This is a genomic window from Methylobacterium sp. Leaf87 (assembly GCF_001422775.1).
In the GTDB taxonomy this organism is placed as follows: Bacteria; Pseudomonadota; Alphaproteobacteria; order Rhizobiales; family Beijerinckiaceae; genus Methylobacterium.
The window spans coordinates 1-25,113 of the sequence record NZ_LMMI01000015.1; the positions used below are offsets into that span (position 1 = coordinate 1).

Annotated in this window: 17 protein-coding genes and 1 tRNA gene; 11 read left to right on the forward strand and 7 right to left on the reverse strand. The window is 68.3% G+C overall.

Annotated elements, in window-relative coordinates:
- Positions 1–113 precede the first annotated feature (113 nt).
- From ASF22_RS23760 to ASF22_RS23765, 3 genes are all read right to left on the reverse strand, one after another.
- A complete protein-coding gene (locus ASF22_RS23760) occupies positions 114–302 on the reverse strand; it encodes a hypothetical protein (RefSeq protein ID WP_156647661.1) in 189 nt (62 codons plus the stop codon).
- A 26-nt stretch (positions 303–328) separates the two neighbouring features.
- Positions 329–1,684 (reverse strand): hypothetical protein, encoded by a 1,356-nt coding sequence (locus ASF22_RS10415; RefSeq protein ID WP_156647662.1) that lies wholly within the window; start codon positions 1,682–1,684, stop codon positions 329–331.
- Between the two features lie 521 nt (positions 1,685–2,205).
- Positions 2,206–2,409, reverse strand: a complete 204-nt coding sequence (locus ASF22_RS23765; RefSeq protein ID WP_156647663.1) for a DNA-binding protein — start codon at positions 2,407–2,409, stop codon at positions 2,206–2,208.
- A gap of 276 nt (positions 2,410–2,685) precedes the next feature.
- Here ASF22_RS23765 and ASF22_RS10420 point away from each other — a divergent pair, with 276 nt between their 5' ends.
- The 3 genes from ASF22_RS10420 to ASF22_RS22960 all read left to right on the forward strand — a co-directional run bounded on the left by ASF22_RS10420 (position 2,686) and on the right by ASF22_RS22960 (position 7,799).
- A complete protein-coding gene (locus ASF22_RS10420) occupies positions 2,686–4,800 on the forward strand; it encodes an AAA family ATPase (protein WP_280137415.1) in 2,115 nt (704 codons plus the stop codon).
- A 114-nt stretch (positions 4,801–4,914) separates the two neighbouring features.
- Complete coding sequence (locus ASF22_RS23770; protein WP_156647664.1) at positions 4,915–5,280, forward strand: hypothetical protein; 366 nt, start codon at positions 4,915–4,917, stop codon at positions 5,278–5,280.
- Positions 5,281–5,531: 251 nt separating this feature from the next.
- Positions 5,532–7,799, forward strand: coding sequence for a hypothetical protein (locus ASF22_RS22960; RefSeq protein ID WP_082483624.1), 2,268 nt, complete (start codon positions 5,532–5,534; stop codon positions 7,797–7,799).
- Between the two features lie 158 nt (positions 7,800–7,957).
- Here the strand turns inward: ASF22_RS22960 and ASF22_RS10430 are convergent.
- The 3 genes from ASF22_RS10430 to ASF22_RS10440 all read right to left on the reverse strand — a co-directional run bounded on the left by ASF22_RS10430 (position 7,958) and on the right by ASF22_RS10440 (position 11,813).
- Positions 7,958–8,047, reverse strand: a tRNA-Ser gene (locus ASF22_RS10430).
- 71 nt (positions 8,048–8,118) lie between these two features.
- Complete coding sequence (gene mdoH / locus ASF22_RS10435; protein ID WP_156629962.1) at positions 8,119–10,215, reverse strand: glucans biosynthesis glucosyltransferase MdoH; 2,097 nt, start codon at positions 10,213–10,215, stop codon at positions 8,119–8,121.
- Positions 10,216–10,265: 50 nt separating this feature from the next.
- A complete protein-coding gene (locus ASF22_RS10440) occupies positions 10,266–11,813 on the reverse strand; it encodes a glucan biosynthesis protein D (RefSeq protein WP_244474253.1) in 1,548 nt (515 codons plus the stop codon).
- Positions 11,814–12,116: 303 nt separating this feature from the next.
- Between ASF22_RS10440 and ASF22_RS23775 the strand changes: the two genes are divergently transcribed.
- The 6 genes from ASF22_RS23775 (at position 12,117) to ASF22_RS10470 (ending at position 18,624) form a co-directional block, all read left to right on the forward strand.
- On the forward strand, positions 12,117–12,362 hold the full coding sequence (locus tag ASF22_RS23775) for a hypothetical protein (protein ID WP_056167940.1): 246 nt from the start codon (positions 12,117–12,119) through the stop codon (positions 12,360–12,362).
- Between the two features lie 144 nt (positions 12,363–12,506).
- Positions 12,507–13,883, forward strand: coding sequence for a bifunctional UDP-N-acetylglucosamine diphosphorylase/glucosamine-1-phosphate N-acetyltransferase GlmU (gene glmU / locus ASF22_RS10450; protein ID WP_056263897.1), 1,377 nt, complete (start codon positions 12,507–12,509; stop codon positions 13,881–13,883).
- Between the two features lie 149 nt (positions 13,884–14,032).
- Complete coding sequence (gene glmS, locus ASF22_RS10455) at positions 14,033–15,874, forward strand: glutamine--fructose-6-phosphate transaminase (isomerizing) (RefSeq protein WP_056263898.1); 1,842 nt, start codon at positions 14,033–14,035, stop codon at positions 15,872–15,874.
- 154 nt (positions 15,875–16,028) lie between these two features.
- Complete coding sequence (locus tag ASF22_RS10460) at positions 16,029–16,448, forward strand: hypothetical protein (RefSeq protein WP_056263900.1); 420 nt, start codon at positions 16,029–16,031, stop codon at positions 16,446–16,448.
- Between the two features lie 28 nt (positions 16,449–16,476).
- Positions 16,477–17,742, forward strand: a complete 1,266-nt coding sequence (locus ASF22_RS10465) for a PHB depolymerase family esterase (protein WP_056263901.1) — start codon at positions 16,477–16,479, stop codon at positions 17,740–17,742.
- Between the two features lie 123 nt (positions 17,743–17,865).
- The gene (locus ASF22_RS10470; protein WP_056167963.1) at positions 17,866–18,624 is read left to right on the forward strand and encodes a DUF502 domain-containing protein; all 759 of its coding nucleotides are present in this window, start codon (positions 17,866–17,868) and stop codon (positions 18,622–18,624) included.
- Between the two features lie 46 nt (positions 18,625–18,670).
- Here ASF22_RS10470 and recG read toward each other — a convergent pair whose 3' ends face one another.
- Positions 18,671–20,815: an ATP-dependent DNA helicase RecG gene (recG, locus tag ASF22_RS10475; protein ID WP_056167968.1), complete on the reverse strand. Its 2,145-nt coding sequence runs from the start codon at positions 20,813–20,815 to the stop codon at positions 18,671–18,673.
- 227 nt (positions 20,816–21,042) lie between these two features.
- Here recG and ASF22_RS10480 point away from each other — a divergent pair, with 227 nt between their 5' ends.
- Positions 21,043–21,336, forward strand: coding sequence for a succinate dehydrogenase assembly factor 2 (locus tag ASF22_RS10480; protein WP_056263903.1), 294 nt, complete (start codon positions 21,043–21,045; stop codon positions 21,334–21,336).
- A gap of 104 nt (positions 21,337–21,440) precedes the next feature.
- Complete coding sequence (mfd, locus tag ASF22_RS10485; RefSeq protein WP_056167971.1) at positions 21,441–25,040, forward strand: transcription-repair coupling factor; 3,600 nt, start codon at positions 21,441–21,443, stop codon at positions 25,038–25,040.
- Positions 25,041–25,113 lie beyond the last annotated feature (73 nt).

The following is a 25,113-nucleotide window of genomic DNA, read 5'->3' on the forward strand; positions in this document are numbered from 1 at the left end:
GCGCCTGTCACCCTCCCGGCGCCTGTCACCCTCCCGGATCTGGCCTTCCGGCTACCCATGGCCGCCACCATGCAGTAGCCTTCCAATTGGCTCGGTCCAAAATACCGGTCAGGTCACTTGTCGGATTGCATGAAACGGTGATGCCAAATCAAGGATCCCTCGACCCGGTCGCGCACTGCAAAGGTCAGGGCCTGCGCATTCAACAGGCCGATTAGGTCGGCAAGGGCGCGCTGCGCCGACGAAGCAGTTGCAACCGTCGTGGGGCGCAGGGCTGGATAGGTGTCGCCGAGATCGGCGAGCACCCGGCGGGACAGCGGCGGCAGCGCGCTTATGCGCGGGGCTGAATCTGGCTCTCGTCAGAGCCCCGCTTCAGCCTGTTAGCTCGGATCCGCGGCGTTCTCGATCTTACTGCAGGCTTGGTGCGAGGCCAATCGAACGAAGCCGCATCCGAAACCTGTTCGGAGTTCGACCGGTCTGGAACGGCAGCCGAGGTAGCTTTGCCCTTAAGGCGTCGAGGAGCCGGCAGCGCCGGCATGTCCTGTGCGAGCACGAAGCGAGCGACGCGGGCAGTGTCGAGATAACGGGCTGTGAATGAGGTGGCGAAGTCGGCCGCTCCCGTCTCACCAATCGCGGCGACCACCGCCTCCAAGGTCAGGGTGCTGAAGCCGACTCGGCAGTGCGCTTCGGCAGGGTCTCCGAGTTCGGCGGCGTAGCGGTGGCTCATGGTTTGGACGTGATTGTTGTGAGCGGGCCCGAGCAGGATAAAATAGCCCCGGCCGTACAGACCGTGCCGCAGCAGGAGCTGGCTCAGAACGTGCTCACGCCGCAGCTGCTCGAATCCCGACCGAGCTAAGACCGCGGCGTTAGGATCGCGATATAGGCCACTATCCCGGGTGGTCTCATCATAGCGCAGTCGCGGAGCCGGAGTGGGACCGCCCGCGCTCTCCGTGTACTTGACCTCGATGGCCACGAAGGCGGGCTCGCCCTCCGGCGTCACGATATCGATAAAAACATCGAAAGCCGTGCCGTCGTCAAAGTAGTCCGGCCCACGCCGGCCCGGGCTGTGCTCGAAGCGGATCCCGGTGACGGTGCCCACGAAGCCCGGCAGCAGGCGTTGGAGCACGGTCGCGGCGCGGCCTAGGTCGAGTGCCAGGGGGACGAAGAGGTTAAGGGTCAAAGCCTGGCTGGACAGGAGGTTGCCCCACAGCCGGGTCTCTTCGAACAGCGCGCCAGGCTCGCGAAACAGCAGGATTTCTCGGACGTGGGCGGCGATCGCCGGGCTCAGGAAGGTAGCTCCCGCCCGCGCCGCGGCCGTGGAGAGCCGAGAGGCCAGACGGACGGAATTCGGCCGGACGGTGTCGGATATCGTGGACGAGGCGGTCCGGCCCCCGGCCCGCCGCGGCTCCAGGCGGTGCTGCCCGGCCGGCAGACCGTGCTCCTCCCGCCAGAGCGAGGCCAGCAGGCGGCACGCGGCGGTAAAGCGAGTGTCGGTGGAGACGAAGACGTCCTGCCGTCGCAGCACGTCTTCAGGTACCAGCGGCACGGGGCGGCTTGGCAGCGTCGTAGGAGATAATGCGGAAAGCGCTATCCCAACCGAGGTCGGCAAATCGGCGCGATCGGCGATCAGGGGAGCCGTCGTTTCACCCAAGGGGCGGATGGACTGGGGTAGGGGAATGCTCGACATCTAAGGAAGCTCCGAACGCCCGCACAGATACGGGCTCGGCTTCCATTCCATTCGAATTGAGGAAGTTCAGCCTACCCGGCTGATTCGGCCGTCTCGCTGCCTCGGACCTCGGCGTCATCCGCTCCAGAGGGGGATGATAGTATCTCCCTCCTTTTTGTATTTAGTCCGCAACCAGCTCAATCGACAGCCAACCCGTCGCTTGTCCTGAGCTTTTTGGGGCGGAATACCCAGCGAAACATCTGTTGCCATCGCTTATCATCCCCGCAACCCACGAGACTTGGCTCATGATGATAGGTTCTGCGCAGAGATTCGGATCAGGAGACGCTGATGCTCTGCAAGTTAGCATCCTTGTCGTTGCGACTTAAGCGTTCGGAAAGCGGCTAGTAAATGATCGTCTTCATCCTATGGTGGCGCCGAACGGGCATCGCACCGGGGCGTCGCCAGGGGCTTGACTGATTGCGCCTCCTCACGCGCAATAACCTTACTGTAATTTACAGCTGCGGGTTGACCTGCGTGACCATTCAGTTCGATCCAACTCGCGGCTGGGCGGCGAGCCATGCGACGGCACCATTAACTGGAATGAGAAGGCGGCGCCCCACTTTGACTGCGGGTAAACGTCCCGCCGCGATCTCTTCCAGAGCTTTCGTCCGGCCGATGCTGGACCAAGCCATGAAATCCTTCAGCGAGAAAGCGCCCTTGCTGGGTGTGACGAGTGTCGCGGACATCGAGGATCACCTGAGTTGATGACGGATGAGGCAACCCATCGCGGTTGCAGTGCCATATAGGAGGAGCACCACGCACCACTCAGACGACTTCGTGCACTTCCTGCTGGCGGCAGCACCGGCTCCGCATTACGTGCCTCATGCAGCATCGAACCACAGCTGTGCTGGACGAGCTGCCCTCAACACAGTTGTGCACCGCTCCTCAAAAACTCTTGCGACTTAGACCCCCCTCTGCTGCATGTTGGGTGCTTTCTTGAGCACCTGAGGGACCGCATGGCGATGGATCTAGTGGGCCGCTACCGCCCCCACTGCTTCAAGGAGGTAAGGGGCCAGGATCGGGCTGTGGCTTATCTCCGTCACCGCATCCTGAACGGTCAGCACGGCGAGAGCACGCTTTTTCAAGGTGCCTTTGGGTCCGGCAAGACGACCTTAGCGCGCATCTATGCGACAGCCCTGAACTGTGAGGCCCCCGACGAGACCGAAGGTTCTCCCTGCGGCGAATGCCGGTCCTGTCAAGAAATGACCGACGGACTCCATCGGGACTTTCGAGAGTTCGACGGGGCGCGCTTCAACACACATAAACACGTCGTGGACGACCTTGCGGATTGGCTCAGGCGCCCGTGCCGATCGGAAAATCGATGGCGGATCCTCTTCATTGATGAAGCGCAGGCGATGACACGCGCCGCTAAGTCCGCCCTGCTCAAGCCGATTGAGGACGCGCCGGAGAACACGATCGTCTTCCTGGCGACGACGGAGGCCGAGAGCCTGCCGGAGACGTTGCGCTCCAGGCTGCAATCGATCGAGATCCGCTCCCTCACCGCTCCAGCATCCGTCCAGTACCTGCGCGAGATCGCTGAGCAAGAGGGCATTCAGGCCGAGAGCGACGCCCTGGCGGTGCTGGGCGCGCTCAAACGGGGCCACCCCCGCGATCTCCTGCGGGGACTTGAACAGGTCGCCTCCGTCCAACCGATCACCCGTGATCACGTACTCGCGGCGTTCGGCGTCGGATTGGTCGAACATCTGCTGCGCCTCGGCAGGGCTCTCGCTGTCGGCGACTTGGGCCCGCAGCTCCAGGCCTTCTCCGACTGGCCTGAGGGTACCGCGATCAAGCTGCGCTACCTACAGCTGTTCCTTCTGTCGCTATACTACAAGCAGGTGCTCAGCCTGAGCGTCACGCTCGACCCGCTGATCGATGCGATCACTGCCGCCGAACGCGCCCCGATCCACGAAGTCTTGCAACGACGTCTGCGTGACGCCGGCGTCGACAGCAACGTATTCTGGCAGGCCATCTGCGGCTTCTGGCCGATGGTCCCAGCCGATCAGGACGACGCCGCGCTGCAGCTGCGCCTGGTCCTGTTCCTCGACCGCTTCAACGCCCCGGGCGTGCCCGACGTCAGGGCGCATGCCGATCTAGCGCCCCGCTCAGATCGACCCGCCCGGGCGAAGGCGAAGCCAGTTGCCCGAGTGAGCGGCGCAAACCCTCGACGTCCCGTACGCTCCGCTCCTGCCAGGGCCACCCATCTCGCGCGAGATACGGCCGAGAAGATCATCCGAGCCGCATCGTTCCTGATCCAGGAGCACGGCCTCTGCTTCACCTGCCACCTGCTGGTATGCCACCAGCTTATACAGCCATCGGGCAATGAAGCAACTCTGATGACGGAGTTCTGCCGCAACGCCGCCAATTGGCTTCGCCGATCCGGGACCCCGGTCTTTCGCCTGCTCCTTCGCGAGATCGATCCGGCCCTTGGCACGTGCAGCCGCTTCGTCGCACACGTTCCGCCCGGGCAGCTGTCTGCCTTCGAGGCGTGGACGTGCGCGTGGTTCATAAAGAGCCGAGGGCTCACTATTGCGGACGATGCACTGACGTTCGACCGGCTCGCCCCCTCGATGGTCCGGACGCCTGCAGGTCGGATCGGCTTCCATTGGAAATGCGTGCGTGATCTCTGCGCCAGCCTCGATCCTGGCGTTCAAGACAGGGCACAGGGTGAGGCATCACCGCAACCGCTCGTCACGCTGCTCGGTATTCCAGCGTCGAAGCGGCGCAGCCCCGCCGGCCGGCCGGACCGCGCCTACAGCGCTTCCGAAGCCCTATCACAGACGACATTCGAGGCGCGGGTCGCGGCGACAGGGATGCCATACCTGTCCGCGTACGATGATGGCGCCTACGGGCGGATCGATGAGGGATGGGAACTCGATGAACACCGCCACCGCCAACGCTTCTCGGCCGACCGAGCCACGCGGCGCCAGCAGATCGATACGATATTTCCGGAAAGTGATCTGGCGACACGGCGGGACCGAGTGGCCGCGCTTGAAGCGCTTGCCCAGGTTTTCCCGCTCGACGCGCGTGCCAGGCCAGGGCGAGACTGGGAGATCTGGCCGCCCCGCAGGCGCTGAGTGCTCATGTTTCGGGTTTTGTTTAACGCACAGCTCAGCCTGCTGCGCGCTTCCCGGTTCGCGCGCGTCCGCCCTCCGGCTGGCGTACGGTCGGTGCCAAGCAGAGGGGGACGCATGCCAGGAGCGATTCATCTGATCTGCCGTCGCGATGACGGGGTGAACCTCAACGGCCTCTCGAAGCTCGACGATAGCTCATGGCGGTCGTGCTGCTGGGCAATTTCGCAGGCCGAAGCCGCCGCGCTGGTCGGTGGGTGGATTTATTTGCACAGCGCGAAGAAGCACAGTTCAGAGTTCGGCGGCCTCGTGCACTCGGTTGAACCAGCAGAGCGCGCTGGAAATGCCCGTGAGGCGGGATGGGCCATTATCTTCGAGGCGCGTGCCGAAGGTCGCAACCAGGCGTGGCGCGGTGCCAATCACAGCATGGCCTGGACAGGAGGCGTTGTTGATCCTGTCTATTCTCATGAGCTGAAGGCGATCTGATGCTGACTGGGCCCAGAGGTCGTAAGCGCCCCGACGGCACGATCGGTCATGGGGTAGGCGTCAAGCACAGTGGACGCAGACGGCCATCGTCGCCGGCAGCAAGGGCGTTGTAGGCTATCGTGCGGCAGGCGCAGAACCGGGCTGAGCCCCCAATCGACGAACTCGCTTTCCTGTGTGAGCCGCCTCCTCTTGAGGCCGGTCGGCCCCTCCTGCACATCTACCGCTCCGGCCGCTTCCGTCGCGAGGTGCGCATGCGGGTCATTGCCTGCGCACGGGCGATCGATTGGGGATTCGAGGACGCGCCGACGCTCGAAGCCGTCGGCGACGGGCTTCTGGCGGCTCGCTTCTACCCCACTGTGTTCGCCTATCGCGAGGAGGCGACGCGCAGAGGCAGGCCATCCGGGACGCGTGAGTCGGATTCATACCTCCCAATTCTGGCCGGCCTAGGCAACCACACGGCGTTTCTGTGCCTGCCCCACACGAGTCCGCTCCTTGCTCAGCCGGGTTGGGCCGAGCTTGCTGCCCAGGCGCTGGTAATCGAGGAACCGCCTGTCACCTCCGCGACTGTTGAGGCTCTCATAAATGGCCTGATGCGGTGGGCACCCTGGTATGAATTCGCGCGCCTGCAGGGTCGCAGCAGGCTGGTTGCCTCGCTGAGCGCGCGCTGTCTTGAAGACAATTGGACGCTGCCGCAGCTCGTCCAGGCGTTTCAGGCGGGCGCCCTGGCAGGCGGCATCGACTTTGCCCGCAATTGCTTCGACACCGATCTGGCAGATGAGCGCGATGCAATCGCTCCTGCACGCGCGATCGCGCCTCGGCTCGAGCGCTTCCTCGCAACGTGCGACGACGGGAGTTTGGCGCAACTCGTCCGCCTGATTGACGATCGCTGGTATCGCCAGGGCTATCGGCCGGACGAGATCCTCGCGGCACTGCACCGGAGCGCGGCGACTTTGCTGCGTCGAAGCCGTGGAGTGAACCCGATACAACGAACACGGCAGCGCACGGAAGCAATGGGTGCTTCCTTCAGGGTCCTCCTCACTTGGTGCGTGTTCCTCTTGATCCACGAGGACGAGGCTCACCTCAACCCCTGCCTGTTCGTCGACTTATTGGGCCGCCGGTTCCGAACGCTCGTCCGCGGTCAGGCTCCAGTGGATGAAGCTGTCCTGGACTGGGGGCGTCTAGCAGCCCGTCTAGTGAACGGTGGGACGAACGATCGTGCCGCTCTGCGAGCTGCACGCAATCACTTGCACGCGGCGCTTGAGGCCGCGCTGCAGGCGCAGGACCCGCCTCTCGCTGACCGCTTCATTAGCCAAGTTCGCGCTATCGTCACCCGGACCTGGGCTGCGAGCGAGGCCACCCCTGAACAGGAAGAACTCAGCGATGAACCACCAGAGGTAGTCGACGGGTTACCTCTGCATCAGGGCGAACGCGCCTCCCTATCGAGTGATAAGGCTGACCTATCGTACTCCAGCTTTGCGCAGGTGCCAGGTTCTCGGGGGGCGGTCGCGCAATTGCAGTCCCTCGCGGCGGAGCCGAAAGCACCGGCGATCCTTCTCGAAGGACCGCCAGGCTCAGGACGCCAAGCGATCGCTCGCCTGTTCGCGCGCGCGATCCAATGCGAGGGCGCGGCGGATGCGCCGTGTGGGCTGTGTGAGGGATGTCATAGATTCAGCCCAACACCCGACCAGGTAAATTATCTAGAATGCGACGCGACCGAGAATCTAGACGAAACTCAGCTTAGAGCTTTTATCGATGGGGCCGAACGATCGTTGCCGTTTATCCGCCACCCCGTTCTCATCATCACGGAGGCGGAGGCTACTGTCGGATCCCTGCTCGACTCTGTTTTAAAGAGGCTCGAAGAGCCAGGGCGCAACGTCGCGTTCGTATTCATCACAGCGGATCGCAAGCGGATGCGCTATACGATCACCTCGCGATGCACCGACCTCACGCTCGAACGCCTAAGCGAAGCCGACAGCCTCGCATTTCTGCATCAGCTCGCGGCGCGCTCCAACCGACCCCTCGATGCAGGTGCGAACGAGCTTATTATTGCTGCGGCCGAAGGACTGGTCGGGAACCTGCAGCGTGGTTACGCCGCTGCCGCAGGAACGACCGGTGGAGGTCCGCTTGGGATCTTAGAAGCAATGCACCATGCCTGGGGCCCTGGGGCAATCGCGGATTGGGACGCGATCACGACTGGGATGGCGCCAGCAGCTTCGCTGCCCTCAGCCACTAAACGGGCAAATCGGCTCCGTTGCCTACTACTCGACGTCCGCTTGCGCGGCTTGGAGAGTCCTTCCCTAGGAGCACTCGCAGTGCCGGCCCTCGCCGGTAGCACTAACGAGGATTTGATGAGGGTCATAAAAAATCTTCGAGAGGCCGCAAAGAAGCTCGGCATTGCACCGGAGGATCTCTGGTCCGAAATCGCGAGGCGTTGGTCAACGAATATCGTGAGTGAAGATGTCGGATTGTCCGTCGAGCTGGGCGAGACGAGAAGACTCTATCCGACGCCTACCCTTTGAACGATATTGAACCCTCGACCCGTGCTCAAATTGCCGCACTCGGTTCGCTGCGGCTCGCCAACGTACGCTGACATTCGTTGAACCTGTTGGGGCCCATAGTAGGGCCCCAAAACGCACGATTAATTTTCGCAATAAAAACAGCAGGTTAGATGGAGTACTGGCGGAAGGGGTGGGATTCGAACCCACGGTGGAGTTGCCCCCACGGCGGTTTTCAAGACCGCTGCCTTAAACCACTCGGCCACCCTTCCGTCCGCGCCGGCGCGGAGCCGGCGGGGTGGGAGGGTTCTAACGGAGAACGCCGCGGTCGGAAATCGAAAACTCAGGCGGCGCTGGCCTCGAGGCGGCTCAGGCGGTCGAGAAGCGCGCGGTCGTGCAGGAGGGCCATGCGCTCCTTCGGCGAGAGCCAGGCGGCGGCCTCGTCGAGGGTGTGGGCTTCCACCACCTTGGCCTGGGCCAGCGCCCGGTCCGTGTCGATGACGCCGCGCGGCCGGGGTGCGGCCTGGGGCAGCATGGCGGCGTGGGCCTCTGCGAAAGCGGGCTCGGCGTGGAGGGCCCGCAGGGCGTCCGCATCGTCGAGGCCCTGCGCGGCATTGCGGGCGGCGAGGCGGCCCGCCTGTGTGGCGATGGCGGGCGGGTCGCGCTCCTCCGGGGTCATGAGCAGGCCGAGCCGCTTGAGGGCCAGCCCCCAAGCGAGCTGACCGCTCGCCCACGAGATCGGGATCGCGAGCACGAGGCCGAGGATCGTCGGCGACATCCAGAGGAACAGGGAGGTCGCGATGGCGAAGGCGGCGATCCCGGTGACGAGGCCGAGCGCCATGTGCCAGCGGTGGCGACGGACGATGTCGCTCCACGGGATCGAGCCGTCGTCGCGCCGCTGCGGGTTCCAGCCGGTGTCGCGCCCGACGAGGATCTGGAACACCGAGCCCGACTGGATCAGCATGGCGATGGGCGCGATGAGGGCCGAGAGCAGGATCTCGATCAGGCTCGACAGAACGAGGCGGACGGCGCCCCCGCAGGCCCGTCGCACGGGGCCGTCGATCAGCGCCAGGATGAGCCCCAGAAACTTCGGGGCGAGCAGGATGCCCATGGTGATCCCGAACAGCCGGAGCGCGCGAACGGGATCGAAGCGCGGCCAGACCGGGTAGAGCCCGAACTCGCTCGTGAAGTATTCCGGCCGCACGTAGGCGGTCTGCAGCACGAGGGCGATACCGACCACGAGCTGGGCGAGCCAGAGCGGCGAGGCGACGTAACCCGCGATACCCGTGGCGAAGTGCTGGCGCGACGCGGTTTTCAGACCGGCGGCCCCGATGATGCGGCTGTGCTGAAGGTTGCCCTGCGCCCAGCGCCGGTCGCGTACGGCCACATCGATGAGGGAGGGCGGGCTCTCCTCGTAGGAGCCGGGAAGGTCGGGCAGCATGGTCACGCTCCAGCCGGCGCGCCGGATCAGGGCGGCTTCCACGAAGTCGTGGCTGAGCACATGGCCGCCGAAGGGCGGCTTGCCGGGCAGGTCCGGCAGGCCGCAGGCGGCGGCGAAGGCCTTCGTGCGGATGATGGCGTTGTGGCCCCAGTAATTGCCGTCGCGGCCCGACCACACCGACAAGCCGGTGGCGATGACCGGCCCGTAGATCCGCGCGGCGAATTGCTGGACGCGCGCGAACAGGGTGTTGCGGTTGATGATGAGCGGCAGCGACTGGATGATGCCGGAATCCGGGTCGGCCTCCATGGCGGCGGCCAGATGCACCACGCACGTGCCCGTCATCAGGCTGTCGGCATCGAGCACCAGCATGTGGTCGTAGGTGGCACCCCAGCGCGAGACGAAGTCGCCGATGTTGCCGGCCTTGCGGTGATGGTTCTTCGGCCGGTGGCGGTAATACAGACGGGCGGCGTCGCCCCAGCGGGCGCGAAGATCCAGGAACGCGCGCTCCTCGGCGATCCAGGCGTCGCTCAACGTCGAATCCGACAGCACGAAATAGTCGAAGGCGTGGCCCAGGCCGGTGGCATCGATCTCGACGCGCATGGCCTCGATGGCGGCGAAGGTCCGGGCCGTGGCCTCGTTGTAGACCGGCATCACCACCGCCGTGCGGGTGGTGAGCGCCGTCGGCAGGGCAGGGGCCTTGGGGCGGCGCAGGAGCACCAAGAAGCCCAGGATCGCGCCGGTGAAAGCGAGCGCGATCCAGGAGAAGTTCAGGGTGAACAGGGCGAGCAGCACGTATTGCAGGGCCGTGGTGCCGCCCGAGACCGCCACCACCTCGTACATCTGCATGGCGCCGTAGGCGGTGAGGAGTGCTGCCGCGCCGAACACGAAGAGGCGGGCCAGCCACGGCTTTCCATGGCGGACCGAAGGCACGTGGCCGGCGCCCTCGTCCCAGGTGTCGAGGCGCTGCACCGGCATGGCCAGGGGCGCCTCGGGCGGCATCGCCGGACGGAACGGGGCGGGTGCCGGGGCGACTTGAGGCGCGGGTGCGTTCACGGTGTCCAACGGTAGAGCCAGGTTTCGGTGAGGGGGGTGTCGCCCCGTTGCAGGGCGAGGCGCAGTTCGCACGCCTTCTCGCCACGCGGGTCGAGCTCGAAGGCGACGCGCACGGTCTTGCGGTCGGGGTAGCGGTAGAGGGTGCTCGCCGTGATGGCGCCGGGGCCGACCGAGAGCTGGGTCCGCAGGTCGCCGGCTTCGGCCAGACCCTCCCCGGTGAAGTCGACGAGGAAGAGGCGCCGGTTGTCGTTCGTCCCGCGCCCGGCGCGGGTGCCGGAAACCACGGCCACAGGCACCGGCTCGGGTGGCTGCCAGCACCAGTGCTGGCGGTAGCTGAACGCCCGCTCGGCCCCCGCCGCGAGGCCGGCTTTCGGCCGCCAATAGGCCAGGATGTTCTCGTTGAATTCGGAATCGCTCGGGATTTCGAGCAAGGTCACGGACCCCGGTCCCCAGGCGGAGAGGGGCTCGAGCCACAGGGACGGGCGCCATTCCCAATGCTGGATGTCGTCCTGGAAGCTGCGGTAATCCCGCGCCCGCTGCATCAGCCCGAAGCCCTTCGGGCTGTCGTCGACGAAGGACGAGACCTGCAGGGTCTCGGGGTTGCGCGCCGGGCGCCAGATCGCCTCGCCGGAGCCCGTGCGGATCTGCAAGCCGCCCGAGGAATGGACGGCGGCGCGCGCATCGTCGGCGCCGCGACGGTCGTGGGGACCGAACAGGTAGCTCGTGGTCATGCCCCCGAGTCCGAGGTGATCGATGGCGGTCCGCGCGAACACCGTCCCCTCGACGTCGCAGAGCGAAGCCGCTCCCGGGCGCAGGCTCATGCGAAAGGCCGCCGTGGCGGACGGCGAATCGACCAGGGCATGCAGGACGAGGGGGCCGCCGGGACCGGGCCGTTCGATCCAGACGGCACGCCACTCGGGAAATTCCTCACCCCGTGCATCGGCCGGTCGCAGGGTGAGGGCGCGCGCGGTGACGCCGAAGCCCTGGCCGGCCGCGACGAGGCGGAAGAACGAAGCGCCCTGGAGGTAAGCGAAATCCGTGAGCTCGCCGCCCGCGAACCGGGCCCGGAGCTTGAAACCGGAATACCCCGGGTCGTCCTTGAACGTCGGGATCTGGGTGGTGTCCGTCTCGAAGCGGGCGCGGTCGTAGGCCACGGGGCGCACGACCCCGTCCTCGATGAGCGCCAGGGCGACCCGTCCCCTGAACACCGAGCCGCGATGGAGCGGTTCGATGGTGAAGCCGAGGTCGGCGTCGGCCCAGACCGCGCTCCCCGGCACGGTCCGAATCCCGGCATATTGCTCGCGGTTGAGGCCCGTCAGGGCCTCGGGCAAATCGTCCGTGCGCGGGGCGACGTAGGCGCGCGCGGCCAGTGCCCGGGCGAGGTCGGTGACCAATCCGGCCTGGAATGGCGTGCCGGCCGCCGGAAGGGGCGGAGCCTCGTCGGCAAAGGCATGCGCGGGCAGGGCGGCGAGCCCTCCGGACAACGCCACCACGCCGGCCCCACGGAGAAGATCGCGGCGGGTATGGTCCTGGGAACCTGCCATCGCGGGAGCGTCGGACGGGTGAGCAACGGCAGCGTGGGAACCTGGGAGCGGCAGCGTCATGGGACCTGTCGTTTGGGCGCGCTCGGGCGCCGGATTGATGGAGAGCGCGGCTCAGGCGCAGGGTCTACCATGCGTCGGCCTGAACTGGAGATTAAGTGTCACACAACGCCCAAGTCCCCGGTCCCGTTCGACGCGTCGGAGCCGGTTCGCCCCACACAAGCCTGGCCGTCTGGCCGAGCCGGCGCGCTTATGGCACATCGAGACCGTCGATGGTCATCGTCGACGCCGCAACGGAGGCTCTTCATGGCACTGATTCCATGCCCCGCCTGCACGCACCGTGTGTCCACGCAGGCCTTGGCTTGCCCCGCCTGCGGCCATCCCGGTCAGGAGCATTCCCCGCGGGGCGGAGGGGGCGGCATCGCCCGGGTGCTGGGCCACGTCGCCGGCACCTACATCTCCACGACGACCCTGGCGAGCCTGGCGCTGGGCTGCGTCATGTTCGTCTGCGTCGCCGCCGTGCTGATCACGCTGATCCTCTCCGGTCGCTGATTCCGAGGGCGGTGCTTGTTCCAGGGAAGGCGCTTGTTCCAGGGAAGGTGTTTGCGAACCCGGCGGGAGTCAGCCGGGGCCTTGCCAGACCCGGCGGTGGCGCAGTAGCGCACCGGCAGCGCGCGTAAGGACTGGGACCGACCGATGGATGCAGCGACGACGACCGGGCGCAGCCTCACCGCCATCGTGCTGGCCGCCGGCAAGGGCACGCGGATGCGCTCGGATCGGCCCAAGGTCCTCCACGCCGTGGCCGGGCGGACCATGCTCGGCCACGTGCTCACCGCCGCCCGCGAGGCCGGCGCGGGCCGCATCGCCGTGGTGGTGGAGCCGGGGCAGGCGGCCGTTGCCCGGGAGATCGAGCGGATGGCCCCGGGCGCCGCCGTGTTTCCCCAGGCCGAGCGCCTCGGCACCGCCCACGCGGTGCTGGCTGCCCGTGACGCCCTGACGGCCGGCGACGACGACGTGATCGTCGCCTTCGGCGACACCCCCCTCGTCACCGGCGCCACCCTCGCCCGCCTGCGCGCACCCCTGGCCGACGGCGCCGCCGTGGCGGTGCTGGCCTTCGACAGTCCGAACCCCACGGGCTACGGCCGCGTGCTGACGGACGGCGGACGGGTGGTGGCCATCCGGGAGGAGAAGGACGCCACACCCCCAGAGCGGGCCGTGACCCTGTGCAATGCCGGGCTGATGGCGCTCTCGGGCCGGCACGCCCTCGACCTCCTCGCCCGCATCGGCAACGCCAACGCGGCCGGCGAGTACTATCTGCCCGACGCCGTCGCCCTCGCCGTCGCGGACGGGCTCACCGTAGCCGTGGTGGCCGTGGACGAAGCCGAGGCGCAGGGCGTCAACGACCGGATCCAACTCGCCGTCGCCGAGGCCGAGATCCAGAGTCGCCTGCGGCGCGCAGCGCAGCTCGGCGGGGCGACCCTGATCGCCCCTGAGACGGTTTTCTTCAGTATCGACACGGTTTTGGGCCGGGACGTTCTAGTGGAACCTCATGTGGTGTTCGGCCCTGGCGTCACCGTCGGTGACGGCTCTGTCGTCCACGCCTTCTCGCATCTCGAAGGCGCCACCCTGGCGCCGGGCGTCCAGATCGGTCCCTATGCCCGCCTGCGCCCCGGCGCGGTGCTGGAGGCGGGCGCACGGGTCGGCAACTTCGTCGAGATCAAGAACGCGCGCCTCGGCGCCGGCGCCAAGGCCAACCACTTGAGCTACCTCGGCGACGCCGAGATCGGGGCGGGCGCCAATGTCGGGGCCGGCACCATCACCTGCAACTACGACGGAGTGAACAAGCATCGCACCACCATCGGGGCGGGCGCCTTCATCGGCTCGAACACCGCCCTCGTCGCCCCCGTCACCGTGGGGGCCGGTGCCATCGTCGGGGCGGGCTCGGTGATCGCGGCCGATGTCCCCAAGGACGCGCTGGCCGTCTCGCGGGCGCGCCAGCGCAACCTCGCCGGATGGGCGCCGGGCAAGCGTGCGGCTCTGGCCGCCGAGAAGGCCAAGCGCGCAAAATCGTAAACCATGCGGGCGGTTGGGCCGATTGCCTCAAGCTTGCGTTGAGGGTTTGCCGGCGACCCTTGGCGTCGACCGGGTGGCGCGCCTGTTCCAATCCGATACAAGCCCGGCTCGGCCGCGGTTTGGCGGCCCGTTTGTGAGAGACACGACCCATGTGCGGAATCGTTGGCATCGTCGGACGGGACGCCGTGGCCGGGCAGCTCGTGGAGGCCCTGCGCCGGCTCGAGTATCGCGGCTACGATTCGGCCGGCATCGCCACCCTGACGCAGGGGCGCCTGGAACGCAGGCGCGCGGAGGGCAAGCTCGCCAACCTCGAGGCGCGCCTGCGCGACGAGCCCCTCGCCGGCGCCATCGGCATCGGCCACACCCGCTGGGCGACCCATGGGCGCCCCAACGAGGCCAACGCACACCCGCACGCCACGGCGCGCCTCGCCGTGGTCCACAACGGCATCATCGAGAATTTCCGCGAACTCAAGGCCGAGCTGCAGGGCCTCGGGGTCCGCTTCGAGAGCGAGACCGACACCGAGGTCGTGGCCCAGCTTATCAGCCACGCCATGGAGGGGGGCTTAAGCCCCATCGAGGCCGTGGCCGCCTGCCTGCCGCGCCTGCACGGCGCTTTCGCCCTCGGCATCCTGTTCGCCGGCCACGACGACCTGCTCATCGGCGCCCGCCACGGCGCGCCGCTCGCCATCGGGTTCGGCCAAAGGGAAGCAGGGATCGGCGAGACCTATCTCGGCTCCGACGCCCTGGCGCTGGCGCCGTTCACCGAGGAGATCACCTACCTGGAGGAGGGCGACTGGGCGGTCCTGTCCCGCGCGGGCGCCGAGATCCGCGACATCGGCGGGGCCATGGTCGAACGCCCGCGCCAGCGCATCGTCGCCCAGGCCTACCGGGTCGAGAAGGGCAACCACCGCCACTTCATGGCGAAGGAGATCCACGAGCAGCCGGAGGTCGTGGGCCGGACCCTCGCCCACTACGTCGATCTGGCCAATGGCCGCGTCGCCCTGCCGGGGGACCTGCCGTTCGATTTCGCCACGCTCTCGCGGCTGTCCATCACCGCCTGCGGCACGGCCTACTACGCCGGGCTCGTGGCCAAATACTGGTTCGAGACACTGGCGCGCCTGCCCGTGGAGATCGACGTCGCCTCCGAGGCGCGCTACCGCGAGCCGCCCCTCGACCGCGACGGCCTCACCCTGGTGATCTCGCAATCGGGCGAGACCGCCGACACACTGGCCTCCCTGCGCTACGCCAAGAGCCAAGGCCAGCACACCCTGGCGGTGGTCAACGTGCCGACCTCGACCATCGCCCGCGAGGCCTCCGCCGTGGTGCCGACCCTGGCCGGCCCGGAGATCGGCGTCGCCTCCACCAAGGCGTTCTCGTGCCAGCTCACCGTGCTCCTGTGCCTCGCCATCGCGGCGGGCCGGGCGCGCGGCACCCTGAGCGCGGAGCGCGAGCGCGGCTTGGTCGACGCCCTCATCACCGTGCCGGGCCTCATGGCCGAGGCGGCCAAGCGCGAGGGCGAGATCGAGGTTTTGGCCCGCGAGGTCTCGAAGGCCCGTGACGTGCTCTATCTGGGGCGCGGCACCAGCTACCCGATGGCGCTGGAGGGCGCCCTGAAGCTGAAGGAAATCAGCTACATCCACGCCGAAGGGTATGCGGCGGGCGAACTCAAGCACGGCCCCATCGCCCTCATCGACGAGAGCGTGCCGGTCATCGTCATCGCCCCCCACGACGCGATCTTCGAGAAGACCGTGTCGAACATGCAGGAGGTGGCGGCGCGCGGCGGCCGCATCATCCTCATCGGCGACGCCAAGGGCGCCGCGGCGGCTGGCCTCGAGACCATGGCGACGGTGACCATGCCCGACTGCGATCCGGTGGTGGCGCCCATCGTCTACGCCGTGCCGATCCAGCTCATCGCCTACCACACGGCGGTGTTCATGGGGAAAGACGTGGACCAGCCGCGCAACCTCGCGAAATCCGTAACGGTGGAATAGCCGCCCGGCCGCGCACGGCCCCACCTTCGACAGGCGCCCTCGGCGCGACCGGCACAGGGTCGCGCCGAGGGCGTTTTCATGTCCGCCCTTGCGCTTCCCCATCCCATCCCCATCTCAAAACCATCCAACCGGATGGTCTGAAGGGGTTCTGGAGATGGAAAACAACGTTCACGCCCTGCGGCCGAAGCTGCCCGACAGCGAGAAGGTCACGGTCAATCTCGGCTTCGTCGATCTCGGGCACATCGACTTGATGGTCCGCGACGGCTTCTTCGCCAACCGGGCCGACTTCATCCGCACCGCCGTGCGCAACCAGCTCGAACGCCAGGGCGAGGCCGTGCGCCAGTCCGTGGCCCGCAAGGGCCTCGAACTCGGGCTCTCCCATTACAGCCGCGTCGCCCTTGAGGCGGCGCGCGACGCCGGCGCGCCGCTCCACATCCAGGTGCTCGGCCTCGCCAGCATCGCCCCCGACGTCACCCCCGAACTCGCCCGCGCCGCCATCGCCTCCGTGCAGGTGCTGGGTGCCTTCCAGGCGAGCCCGGCGGTCAAGGCGGCCCTCGCCGACCGCATCGCCTGAACTCCCTCACCGACAAGGATTCCGATCCATGGCCCCATTCGACGCAACCCACTACTCCGCCATCGACATGGCCGCCGTCACCCGCCTGACCCAGGCCGGGCGGCTCGCCGAGGCGATGGCCCTGCTCCAGGGCAAGCCTGCGCCCGAGGCGGACGCACCGAAGGACACGAAGCGCCCGCGCCCGATCCTCGACATGGTGGCCCCGACGGACGGCACCGGGGCCTGGACGGCGCCGGGGGCAGACAGGGACACCACCGCCGACGCCCCCACGCAGGCGGCACGGCCCGACCCAGCACAGGCCCTGCGCGCCCTATCCGAGCGCTTCACCAAGGCCGGCGGTCTGGCGGCGATGCCGAACCTCGAAGGTTTCGGTCAGGGACTCGGTCAGGGACTTGGCCGAGGCCCCGCCACAAAGCCGATTCCGGTGCCCGAGGGCGCCCGCTTCGAGACGCGCCGCTTCACCGGTGCGGGGGGCGCCCGCGACTACAAGGTCTACGTGCCGAGTGGCCGGACGGGCGAGACGCTCCCCGTGATCGTGATGCTGCACGGCTGCACCCAGTCGCCCGACGACTTCGCCGCCGGTACCCGCATGAACGCGCTGGCCGAGACGCAGGGCTTCCTCGTGGCCTATCCGGCGCAGCCCCCCTCGGCCAACGCGCAGAAATGCTGGAACTGGTTCAACGCCGGCGACCAGCAGCGCGAGGGCGGCGAACCGGCCCTCATCGCCGGTATCGCCCGGGCGGTGGTGGCCGAGTTCGGCGGCGACGCAACCCGCGTCTACGTCGCCGGCCTCTCGGCGGGCGGGGCGGTGGCGGCCATCATGGCCGCGACCTATCCCGACCTGTTCGCGGCGGTCGGCGTCCATTCGGGCCTCGCCTGCGGGGCGGCCCGCGACATGCCGTCCGCCTTCGCGGCCATGAACGGCGGCGGGGCGGTCCAGGCGCGCGGGAACGGCCCGGCCGTGCCGACCATCGTGTTCCACGGCGACGGCGACCGTACGGTCCATCCCGTCAACGGCGAACGGGTCATCGCCCAGGCGACGCCCGCCAAGGCTCTCGGTACCACGGTCACCAACGGCACCGCGCCGGGGGGCACCCGCTATACCCGCACGGTCCGGACCGACGAGGCCGGTCGCGCCGTGCTGGAGCATTGGCTCCTGCACGGCACCGGCCACGCATGGTCCGGCGGCAGCCCGGACGGGTCCTACACCGATCCGCGCGGCCCCGATGCCAGCGCCGAGATGGTGCGCTTCTTCCTGGCGCACACGCTCGCGGAACGCCCGACCCGACACTGAACCGGCGGGCCGGGCGCGCAGGCGCGACCTTGAGCCCGGCCCCGTCTGCGGCTACCTCTACGCAAGCGGGCCGGGGCCGGCCGACGATCCTCGGGCGCCGTTCCCCGCGCCGAAAGTGCATCCGTGGCGACACTCATCCCACCGGTCCCCGAACCAGAGCCCGCAGGCGCCCGCCCCCGGGTGAGCGCACGCGGTCGCCTGCGGACCTACTTCCTCACCGGCATCATCGTCTCGGGCCCCCTGGCGATCACCATCTACATCACGTGGTGGTTCATCAGCCTCATCGACGGCTGGGTGAAGCCCCTGGTGCCGGCGAGCTACCTGCCCGACCATTACCTGCCGTTCTCGATCCCAGGCCTCGGCCTCGTCATCGCCTTCCTGGCGGTGACCCTGCTGGGCTTCCTCACGGCCAACCTCGTCGGCCGCAGCGTCGTCGAGTTCGGCGAGGTGCTGCTCGCCCGGACCCCGGTGATCTCGGGGCTGTACAAGGGCCTGCGCCAGATCTTCGAGACGCTGTTTTCGGCCAACGGCACCTCGTTCCGCACTGTCGGCCTCGTGGAATTTCCGGTGAAGGGCACTTGGTCGGTGGTGTTCCTGTCGGCGCCGGCCGCGCCCGACGTGCAGAACGCCCTGGCGCCCGGCGGCGACCATGTCGGCGTGTTCCTGCCCTGCGCGCCCAATCCGACCACGGGGTTCTTCTTCTACCTGCCGCGCCACGACATCGTTGAGATCGCCATGAGCGTGGACGATGCGGCCAAACTCGTCATGTCGGCGGGCGTGATCCAGCCCGACGATCCGCACGCACGGATCCAGGCCATGGCCGCCACCTTGCGCCATGCGCAGGAAGCGGCGGTGAAGCCCGCCGCCCCGGTGGACGCCTGAGCGAAGCCCAGATTCGCGTCGCGAAGCGATCGACCGGTATGAGGGGTCATCCGGCGCCAAGAAGCCGGATCGCGGCGTCGCGCTCGAACAGGTAGAGCAGCACCCTGAGGGCCTGTCCGCGGGTACTCTTCAGGCCGGGATCGCGCTGGACCACGAGTTGGGCGTCGTCGCGGGCGACCTGCAGCAGTTCGGCGTCGGTCTCCAGGCTCGCGAGGCGGAAGGCGGCCAGGCCGGATTGGCGCGTGCCCAGTACCTCGCCCTCGCCGCGCAGGCGCAGGTCCTCCTCGGCGATGCGAAACCCGTCCTCGGTCTCGCGCATCATCTCCAGGCGTGCCCGCGAGACCTGCCCCAGCGGCCCGCGATAGAGCAGCAGGCAGGTGGACGCCCTGGCGCCCCGCCCGACCCGGCCGCGCAGCTGGTGGAGCTGGGCCAGCCCGAAACGCTCGGCATGCTCGATGACCATGATGGTCGCCTCCGGCACGTCGACGCCGACCTCGACCACGGTGGTGGAGACGAGGATCTTCGTGACGCCGGCGGAGAATCGTTCCATGGCGGCGTCCTTGTCCGGCCCCGGCATCTTGCCGTGGATCAACCCGACGGCGTCGCCGAAGCTGTGGCGCAGATCCGCGAACCGCTCCTCCGCCGCCGCGAGATCGATGAACTCGGATTCGGCCACCAGGGGACAGATCCAGTAGACCCGGTCGCCGGCCGCCAACGCGCGGCCCAACCCCGCCACCACCTCGTCGAGGCGGTCGGTGGAGACGAGGCGGGTGACGATGGCCTGGCGGCCGGCGGGTTTCTCGTCGAGCACCGAGACGTCCATGTCGCCAAAGCAGGTCAGCGCCAGGGTGCGGGGAATGGGTGTGGCGGTCATCACCAGGATGTCCACGGCCTGGCCCTTGGCCCCGAGCGCCAGGCGCTGGTGGACGCCGAAGCGGTGCTGCTCGTCCACCACGGCCACGCCGAGATCGCGAAAGACCACGCTGTCCTGGAACAGGGCATGGGTGCCGACCACGATGTCGATGGTGCCGGCCGCAAGGTCTGCGAGCGTCGCGCGGCGCTCGGCGGCCCGGTCGCGCCCGGTGAGGAGGCGCAGGCGCAGGCTCCCGGCCATGGGCCCGAGCCGCTCGAAATGCTGGCGGGCGAGGATTTCCGTGGGGGCCATGAGCGCCGCCTGCCGGCCGACCTCGATGGCGGAGGCCATGGCCAGCAGCGCCACGGCGGTCTTGCCCGAGCCGACATCGCCCTGGAGCAGGCGCAGCATGCGCCGATCGGAGGCGAGATCGGCGCGGATCTCCGCGACGGCGCGCTTCTGGGCACCCGTGAGCCCGAAGGGCAGGGCGGCCTCGATTCGGTCCTTCAAGTGCCCGTCGCCCGCGTTGGCCCGGCCCGGTGCCCGGCGGTTGCGGGCGCGGAGCAGCGCGAGCGCCAGTTGCGAGGCCAGGAGTTCGTCGTAGGCAAGACGCCTCCGGGCAGGCGTCCGGGGTGCGCTCGTCGCGCCGTCCGGAACGGGCGGCGGGGCGTTCTCGGGGCGATGCTCGGCGCGCAATGCGTCGGCGAAGGTCGGCAAATTCTCGCGGGCCAGCCAGGCCGGGTCCTGCCATTCGGGCAGCACCGGCAGGCGCTCCAGCGCCGCGTGCGCCAGCTTCGAGATCGCCCGCGAGGTTAGCCCCTCCGTGGCGCCGTAGACCGGCTCGACGGCGGGGAGGGCGGCGAGCCCCGCCTCGTCGATGATGCGGGCCGGGTGCACCATCTGACGGTGGCCGTCGTAGAGGTCGATGCGGCCGGTGATGTAGCGGTGGGCGCCCAGCGGCAGCATCTTCTCCACCCGGGGGGCCGGCATGCCGAAGAACACCAGGGTGATGTCGCCCGTCGCATCTTCCACCAGAACCCGGAACGGGCGCTTGCCGGCGCCGGCTTGGGGCGGGCGGTACTCGGTCACGGTGACGCCGAGGGTCACCGGCTCGCCGGGCGGCGCCTCCGCGATGGAGCCGAGGAGCTTTCGCACCACGCCGCCCTGGGGCAGGTGGAACAGGAGATCGACGATGCGGGCCGGCTGCTCGGGGGTGCCCAGCAGCCGCTCGATCATCGGCGCCATCTTCGGTCCGATGCCCGGCAAGCCGCGCGCCGGTGCGAAGAGCGGGTCGAGGATGGTCGGGCGGAGCGGGGCAGGGCGGGGGTCGTCGGTCATGCGGCTCGGGCGAGGGCGGTTTTCGCGGACGCTAAGGCGGTGGCCTTAAGAGGTTGGCGCATGCGCCGGGTGGGATGGTGACGCGACGCGGTGCCTCTATATACGTCCTGAAAGGCTTGGTCCCGGCGCGGATGCCGCATCGGCCCGGGTCCGAAGATCCTCCGATCCCGGGATCCCTTGATACCGAGTTCCCGTCATCCCCGGATCACAGCATCACAGGCGAGCCCATGTCCGGAACCACCCGCACCAGCGCGGACCTCGATCCACGCCGCCGCCGCACCCTCTTCCGCGCCTGGCATCGCGGCATCCGCGAGATGGACCTCATCATGGGCCGCTTCGCCGATGCCGAGATCGGCACCCTGACGAAGGAGGAACTGACCCTGTTCGAGGCGCTCATCGAGGTGCCGGACCGCGACCTGTTCCGCTGGCTCACGGGCGAGGACGAGACGCCGCAGAACTACGATACCCCCGTGTACCGCCGCCTCAAGGCGTTCCATAAGCACGACGCGCCGATTCACTAGACACCGCGCGACCGCACGGGACCGTCCGACGCCCTCGATCCCCCCTACGGGGAGGGATGCCGCGTTGCGCCTCGCCCACCGAATGAGTTCAGACACCCGACCCGATGGCAAAACCCCAACCCAAAGCCCCCGCGCCCGCCCCGAAGCCCCCCGTGGCGCGCTTCGCCCTGCCGAAATCCGGGCCCCTCGCCCGCGCGCTGGAGGCGCTCAAGCGTGGCGACAGCCCGACGCTCGCCAACGTGCCGGAAGGGTTCGATGCCGTCGTGGTGGCCGATCTCGCCCGGGCGCTGAGCCGCGATGTCGAGGGGCCGGCGGTCCTCGTCCACGTCGCGCGCGATTCCGGCCGCGCGGCGGCCTTCGTCAACGCCCTGAAGTTCGTCGCCCCCGAGATCGAGGCCATGAGCGTCCCGGCCTGGGACTGCCAGCCCTACGACCGCGTCTCGCCCAACGCCGCCATCGCGGCTCAGCGCATGACCGCCCTGTCGCGGCTCTCCCGCTCGCGCTCGTCGGAGGAGCAGCCGCGCATCCTGTGCACCACGGTCAATGCTTTGATTCAGAAGGTGCCGCCCAGAGAGAAGATCGCCGTCGAGACCTTCTCGGCCGCCATCGGCAACGTGGTGCCCATGGATCAGGTCACCGCCTGGGTCGAGGCCAACGGCTTCTTGCGCACGGGGACGGTGCGGGACACCGGCGAGTACGCCGTGCGCGGCGGCATCCTCGACCTGTCGCCGCCCGGCCTGCCCAACCCGATCCGCCTCGACTTCTTCGGCGACACCCTCGAATCGATCCGCGCCTTCGACCCCGAGACCCAGCGCACCATCGGGCAGCTGCGCTCCCTCGACCTCGTCCCCATGAGCGAGGTCCAGCTCACCACGGAGACGATCCGGCGCTTCCGCCAGGGCTACATCGGAAGCTTCGGTGCCGCGACCCGTGACGACCGTCTCTACGAGACCATCAGCGAGGGCCGGCGCTACGCCGGCCTCGAGCACTGGATGCCGCTGTTCTACGACCATCTCGACACCCTGTTCGACTACGTCGCCGGCGTGCCCCTGGTGTTCGACGCGCAGGTCGACGAGGCCGCCACCGAGCGCCTCACCCTGATCCGCGACTATTACGATGCCCGCGCCGAGGCGGTGAAGGCCCCGTCCCCGGGGGTCGCGCCCTACAAGCCCCTCAAGCCCTCGGCTCTGTACCTGACGCCCAACGAGTGGCGCGACCGGGTGGCGGCGGCAGCGATCGCCCGGCTCTCGCCCTTCACGATGCCGGAAACCCCGGAGCGCCTGACCATCGATTGCGAGGGTCGGCAAGGCCGCACCTTCGCGGCCGAGCGCGCCGACGAATCGGCCAGCGTGTTCGATGCAGCGGTGGCGCACGTCAAGGACCTGCAGGGATCCGGTCATCACGTGATCCTTGGATCCTGGTCCGATGGCTCGCGCGACCGCCTGTGCAGCGTGCTCTCCGACCATGGGCTCAAGAAGCCCATCGCCATCAACACCCTGACGGCGGTGAACGCACTCAAGCGCGGCACCGACGTGGCGGTGGCGGTGTGGGGCCTGGAGAGCGGCTTTACCGTCGACAAGCTCGCGGTGATCTCGGAAGGCGACATCCTCGGCGACCGGCTGGTGCGCCAGAAGCGCAAGGCCAAGCGCCCGCAGGACATCATCCTCGAAGTCCAGGCGCTCCAGGCCGGCGACCTCGTGGTCCATGCCGACCACGGCATCGGCCGGTTCGTCGGCCTGAAGACGGTGACGGCCGCGGGGGCACCGCACGATTGCCTCGAGATCCAGTATGCGGGCGGCTTGCTGCTCCTGCCCGTGGAGAACATCGAGCTTCTGACCCGCTACGGCTCGGAGGATGCGGAGGTCGCCCTCGACCGTCTCGGCGGCGGCGCCTGGCAGGCCCGCAAGGCCAAGATGAAGAAGCGCATCCTCGAGATGGCGGGCCAGCTCATCCGGGTCGCGGCCGAGCGCTTCGTGCGCCAGGCCCCGCGCCTGCACGCGCCGGAAGGCCTCACCGACGAGTTCGCGGCGCGCTTCGCCTTCAACGAGACCGAGGACCAGGCCAACGCCATCGACGCGGTGCTCACCGACCTCAACGCCGGCCGGCCCATGGACCGGCTGGTGTGCGGCGACGTCGGCTTCGGCAAGACCGAGGTGGCCCTGCGTGCGGCCTTCGCCGGCGCCATGGGCGGCAAGCAGGTGGCGGTGGTGGTGCCCACCACGCTCCTGGCGCGCCAGCACTACCGGACCTTCGCCGAGCGCTTCAAAGGCCTGCCCGTCGAGGTCGCCCAGATGTCGCGCTTCGTCTCCAACACCGAGATGAAGCGGGTGCGCGACGGTCTCACCGCCGGCACCGTCGACATCGTCATCGGCACCCACGCGCTGCTGGCCAAGAACGTGGCGTTCAAGGATCTCGGCCTCATCATCGTCGACGAGGAGCAGCATTTCGGCGTGGCCCACAAGGAGCGCCTCAAGGCACTCCAGGCCGACGTGCACGTGCTCACCCTCTCGGCGACGCCGATCCCCCGCACCCTGCAGCTCGCCATGACGGGGGTCCGCGAACTCTCCATTATCGCGACGCCGCCGGTGGACCGCCTCGCCGTGCGCACCTCCGTGACGCCGTTCGATCCCCTGCTGATCCGGGAGGCGCTGCTGCGCGAGCGCTATCGCGGCGGCCAGTCGTTCTACGTGGTGCCACGCATCGAGGATCTGGCCGAGGTCAAGAAATTCCTCGACACCGAGATGCCCGAGACGACCGTGGCAGTCGCCCATGGCCAGATGGCGGCGGGCCAGCTCGAGGACGTGATGACGGCGTTCTACGAGGGCAAGTACGATGTTCTGCTCTCGACGACCATCGTCGAATCCGGCCTCGACATTCCGACGGCCAACACGCTGATCGTGCACCGGGCCGACATGTTCGGCCTCGCCCAACTGTACCAGCTGCGCGGCCGCGTCGGGCGCGCCAAGGCCCGGGCCTACGCGCTGTTCACGACGCCGGCCAACCGCACCCTGACGGTGCAGGCCGACAAGCGCCTGAAGGTGCTCCAGACCCTCGACACCTTGGGCGCCGGCTTCCAGCTCGCCTCCCACGACCTCGACATCCGCGGCGCCGGCAATCTGCTGGGTGACGCCCAGTCGGGACACATCAAGGAGGTCGGCTACGAGCTTTACCAGCAGATGCTGGAGGATGCCGTCACCGCGCTCAAGGCCGGCATCGAGGAGCCGGTGGAGGAGGCCTGGTCGCCCACCATCGCGCTGGGCGCCCCGGTCACCATCCCGGAGGACTACGTCGAGGATCTCACCGTGCGGCTCGGCCTTTACCGCCGGCTCTCGACCCTCGAGAACGATGCCGAGATGGAAAGCTTCGGCGCCGAACTCATCGATCGGTTCGGGCCGCTGCCGCCGGAGGTGGAGCAGCTCCTCAAGATCGTCACCATCAAGATCCTGTGTCGCGACTGCAACGTCGAGAAGGTCGAGGCCGGCCCAAAGGGCGCCGTGGTGCATTTCCGCGACCGGTCGTTCGCCAACCCGCAGGGCCTCGTCGCCTACGTCGCCGGCCAAGCGTCCTTCGCCAAGGTGCGTCCGGACATGAGCATCGTGTTCATCCGCGACCTCGACTCGATCCCCGAGCGCCTCAAGATCACCACCACGATCCTGCGTGAATTGTCGAAGATCGCACGCGTCAAGAAGGCGAAGGCGGCCTGAACGTGAAACGGACGCGCTTTGCAGCGCGCCCGTCGAACCTGATTCCGTGAATTCTATAAGGGGCTTACGGGCG

Coding starts and splice junctions, on each gene's coding strand:
- ASF22_RS10415 (WP_156647662.1), bottom strand. CDS start 1,684: ATGTCGAGCATTCCCCTACCCCAGTCCATCCGCCCCTTGGGTGAAACG.
- ASF22_RS23765 (WP_156647663.1), bottom strand. CDS start 2,409: ATGTCCGCGACACTCGTCACACCCAGCAAGGGCGCTTTCTCGCTGAAG.
- ASF22_RS10420 (WP_280137415.1), top strand. CDS start 2,686: ATGGATCTAGTGGGCCGCTACCGCCCCCACTGCTTCAAGGAGGTAAGG.
- ASF22_RS23770 (WP_156647664.1), top strand. CDS start 4,915: ATGCCAGGAGCGATTCATCTGATCTGCCGTCGCGATGACGGGGTGAAC.
- ASF22_RS22960 (WP_082483624.1), top strand. CDS start 5,532: ATGCGGGTCATTGCCTGCGCACGGGCGATCGATTGGGGATTCGAGGAC.
- mdoH (WP_156629962.1), bottom strand. CDS start 10,215: ATGCCGCCCGAGGCGCCCCTGGCCATGCCGGTGCAGCGCCTCGACACC.
- ASF22_RS10440 (WP_244474253.1), bottom strand. CDS start 11,813: ATGGCAGGTTCCCAGGACCATACCCGCCGCGATCTTCTCCGTGGGGCC.
- ASF22_RS23775 (WP_056167940.1), top strand. CDS start 12,117: ATGGCACTGATTCCATGCCCCGCCTGCACGCACCGTGTGTCCACGCAG.
- glmU (WP_056263897.1), top strand. CDS start 12,507: ATGGATGCAGCGACGACGACCGGGCGCAGCCTCACCGCCATCGTGCTG.
- glmS (WP_056263898.1), top strand. CDS start 14,033: ATGTGCGGAATCGTTGGCATCGTCGGACGGGACGCCGTGGCCGGGCAG.
- ASF22_RS10460 (WP_056263900.1), top strand. CDS start 16,029: ATGGAAAACAACGTTCACGCCCTGCGGCCGAAGCTGCCCGACAGCGAG.
- ASF22_RS10465 (WP_056263901.1), top strand. CDS start 16,477: ATGGCCCCATTCGACGCAACCCACTACTCCGCCATCGACATGGCCGCC.
- recG (WP_056167968.1), bottom strand. CDS start 20,815: ATGACCGACGACCCCCGCCCTGCCCCGCTCCGCCCGACCATCCTCGAC.
- ASF22_RS10480 (WP_056263903.1), top strand. CDS start 21,043: ATGTCCGGAACCACCCGCACCAGCGCGGACCTCGATCCACGCCGCCGC.
- mfd (WP_056167971.1), top strand. CDS start 21,441: ATGGCAAAACCCCAACCCAAAGCCCCCGCGCCCGCCCCGAAGCCCCCC.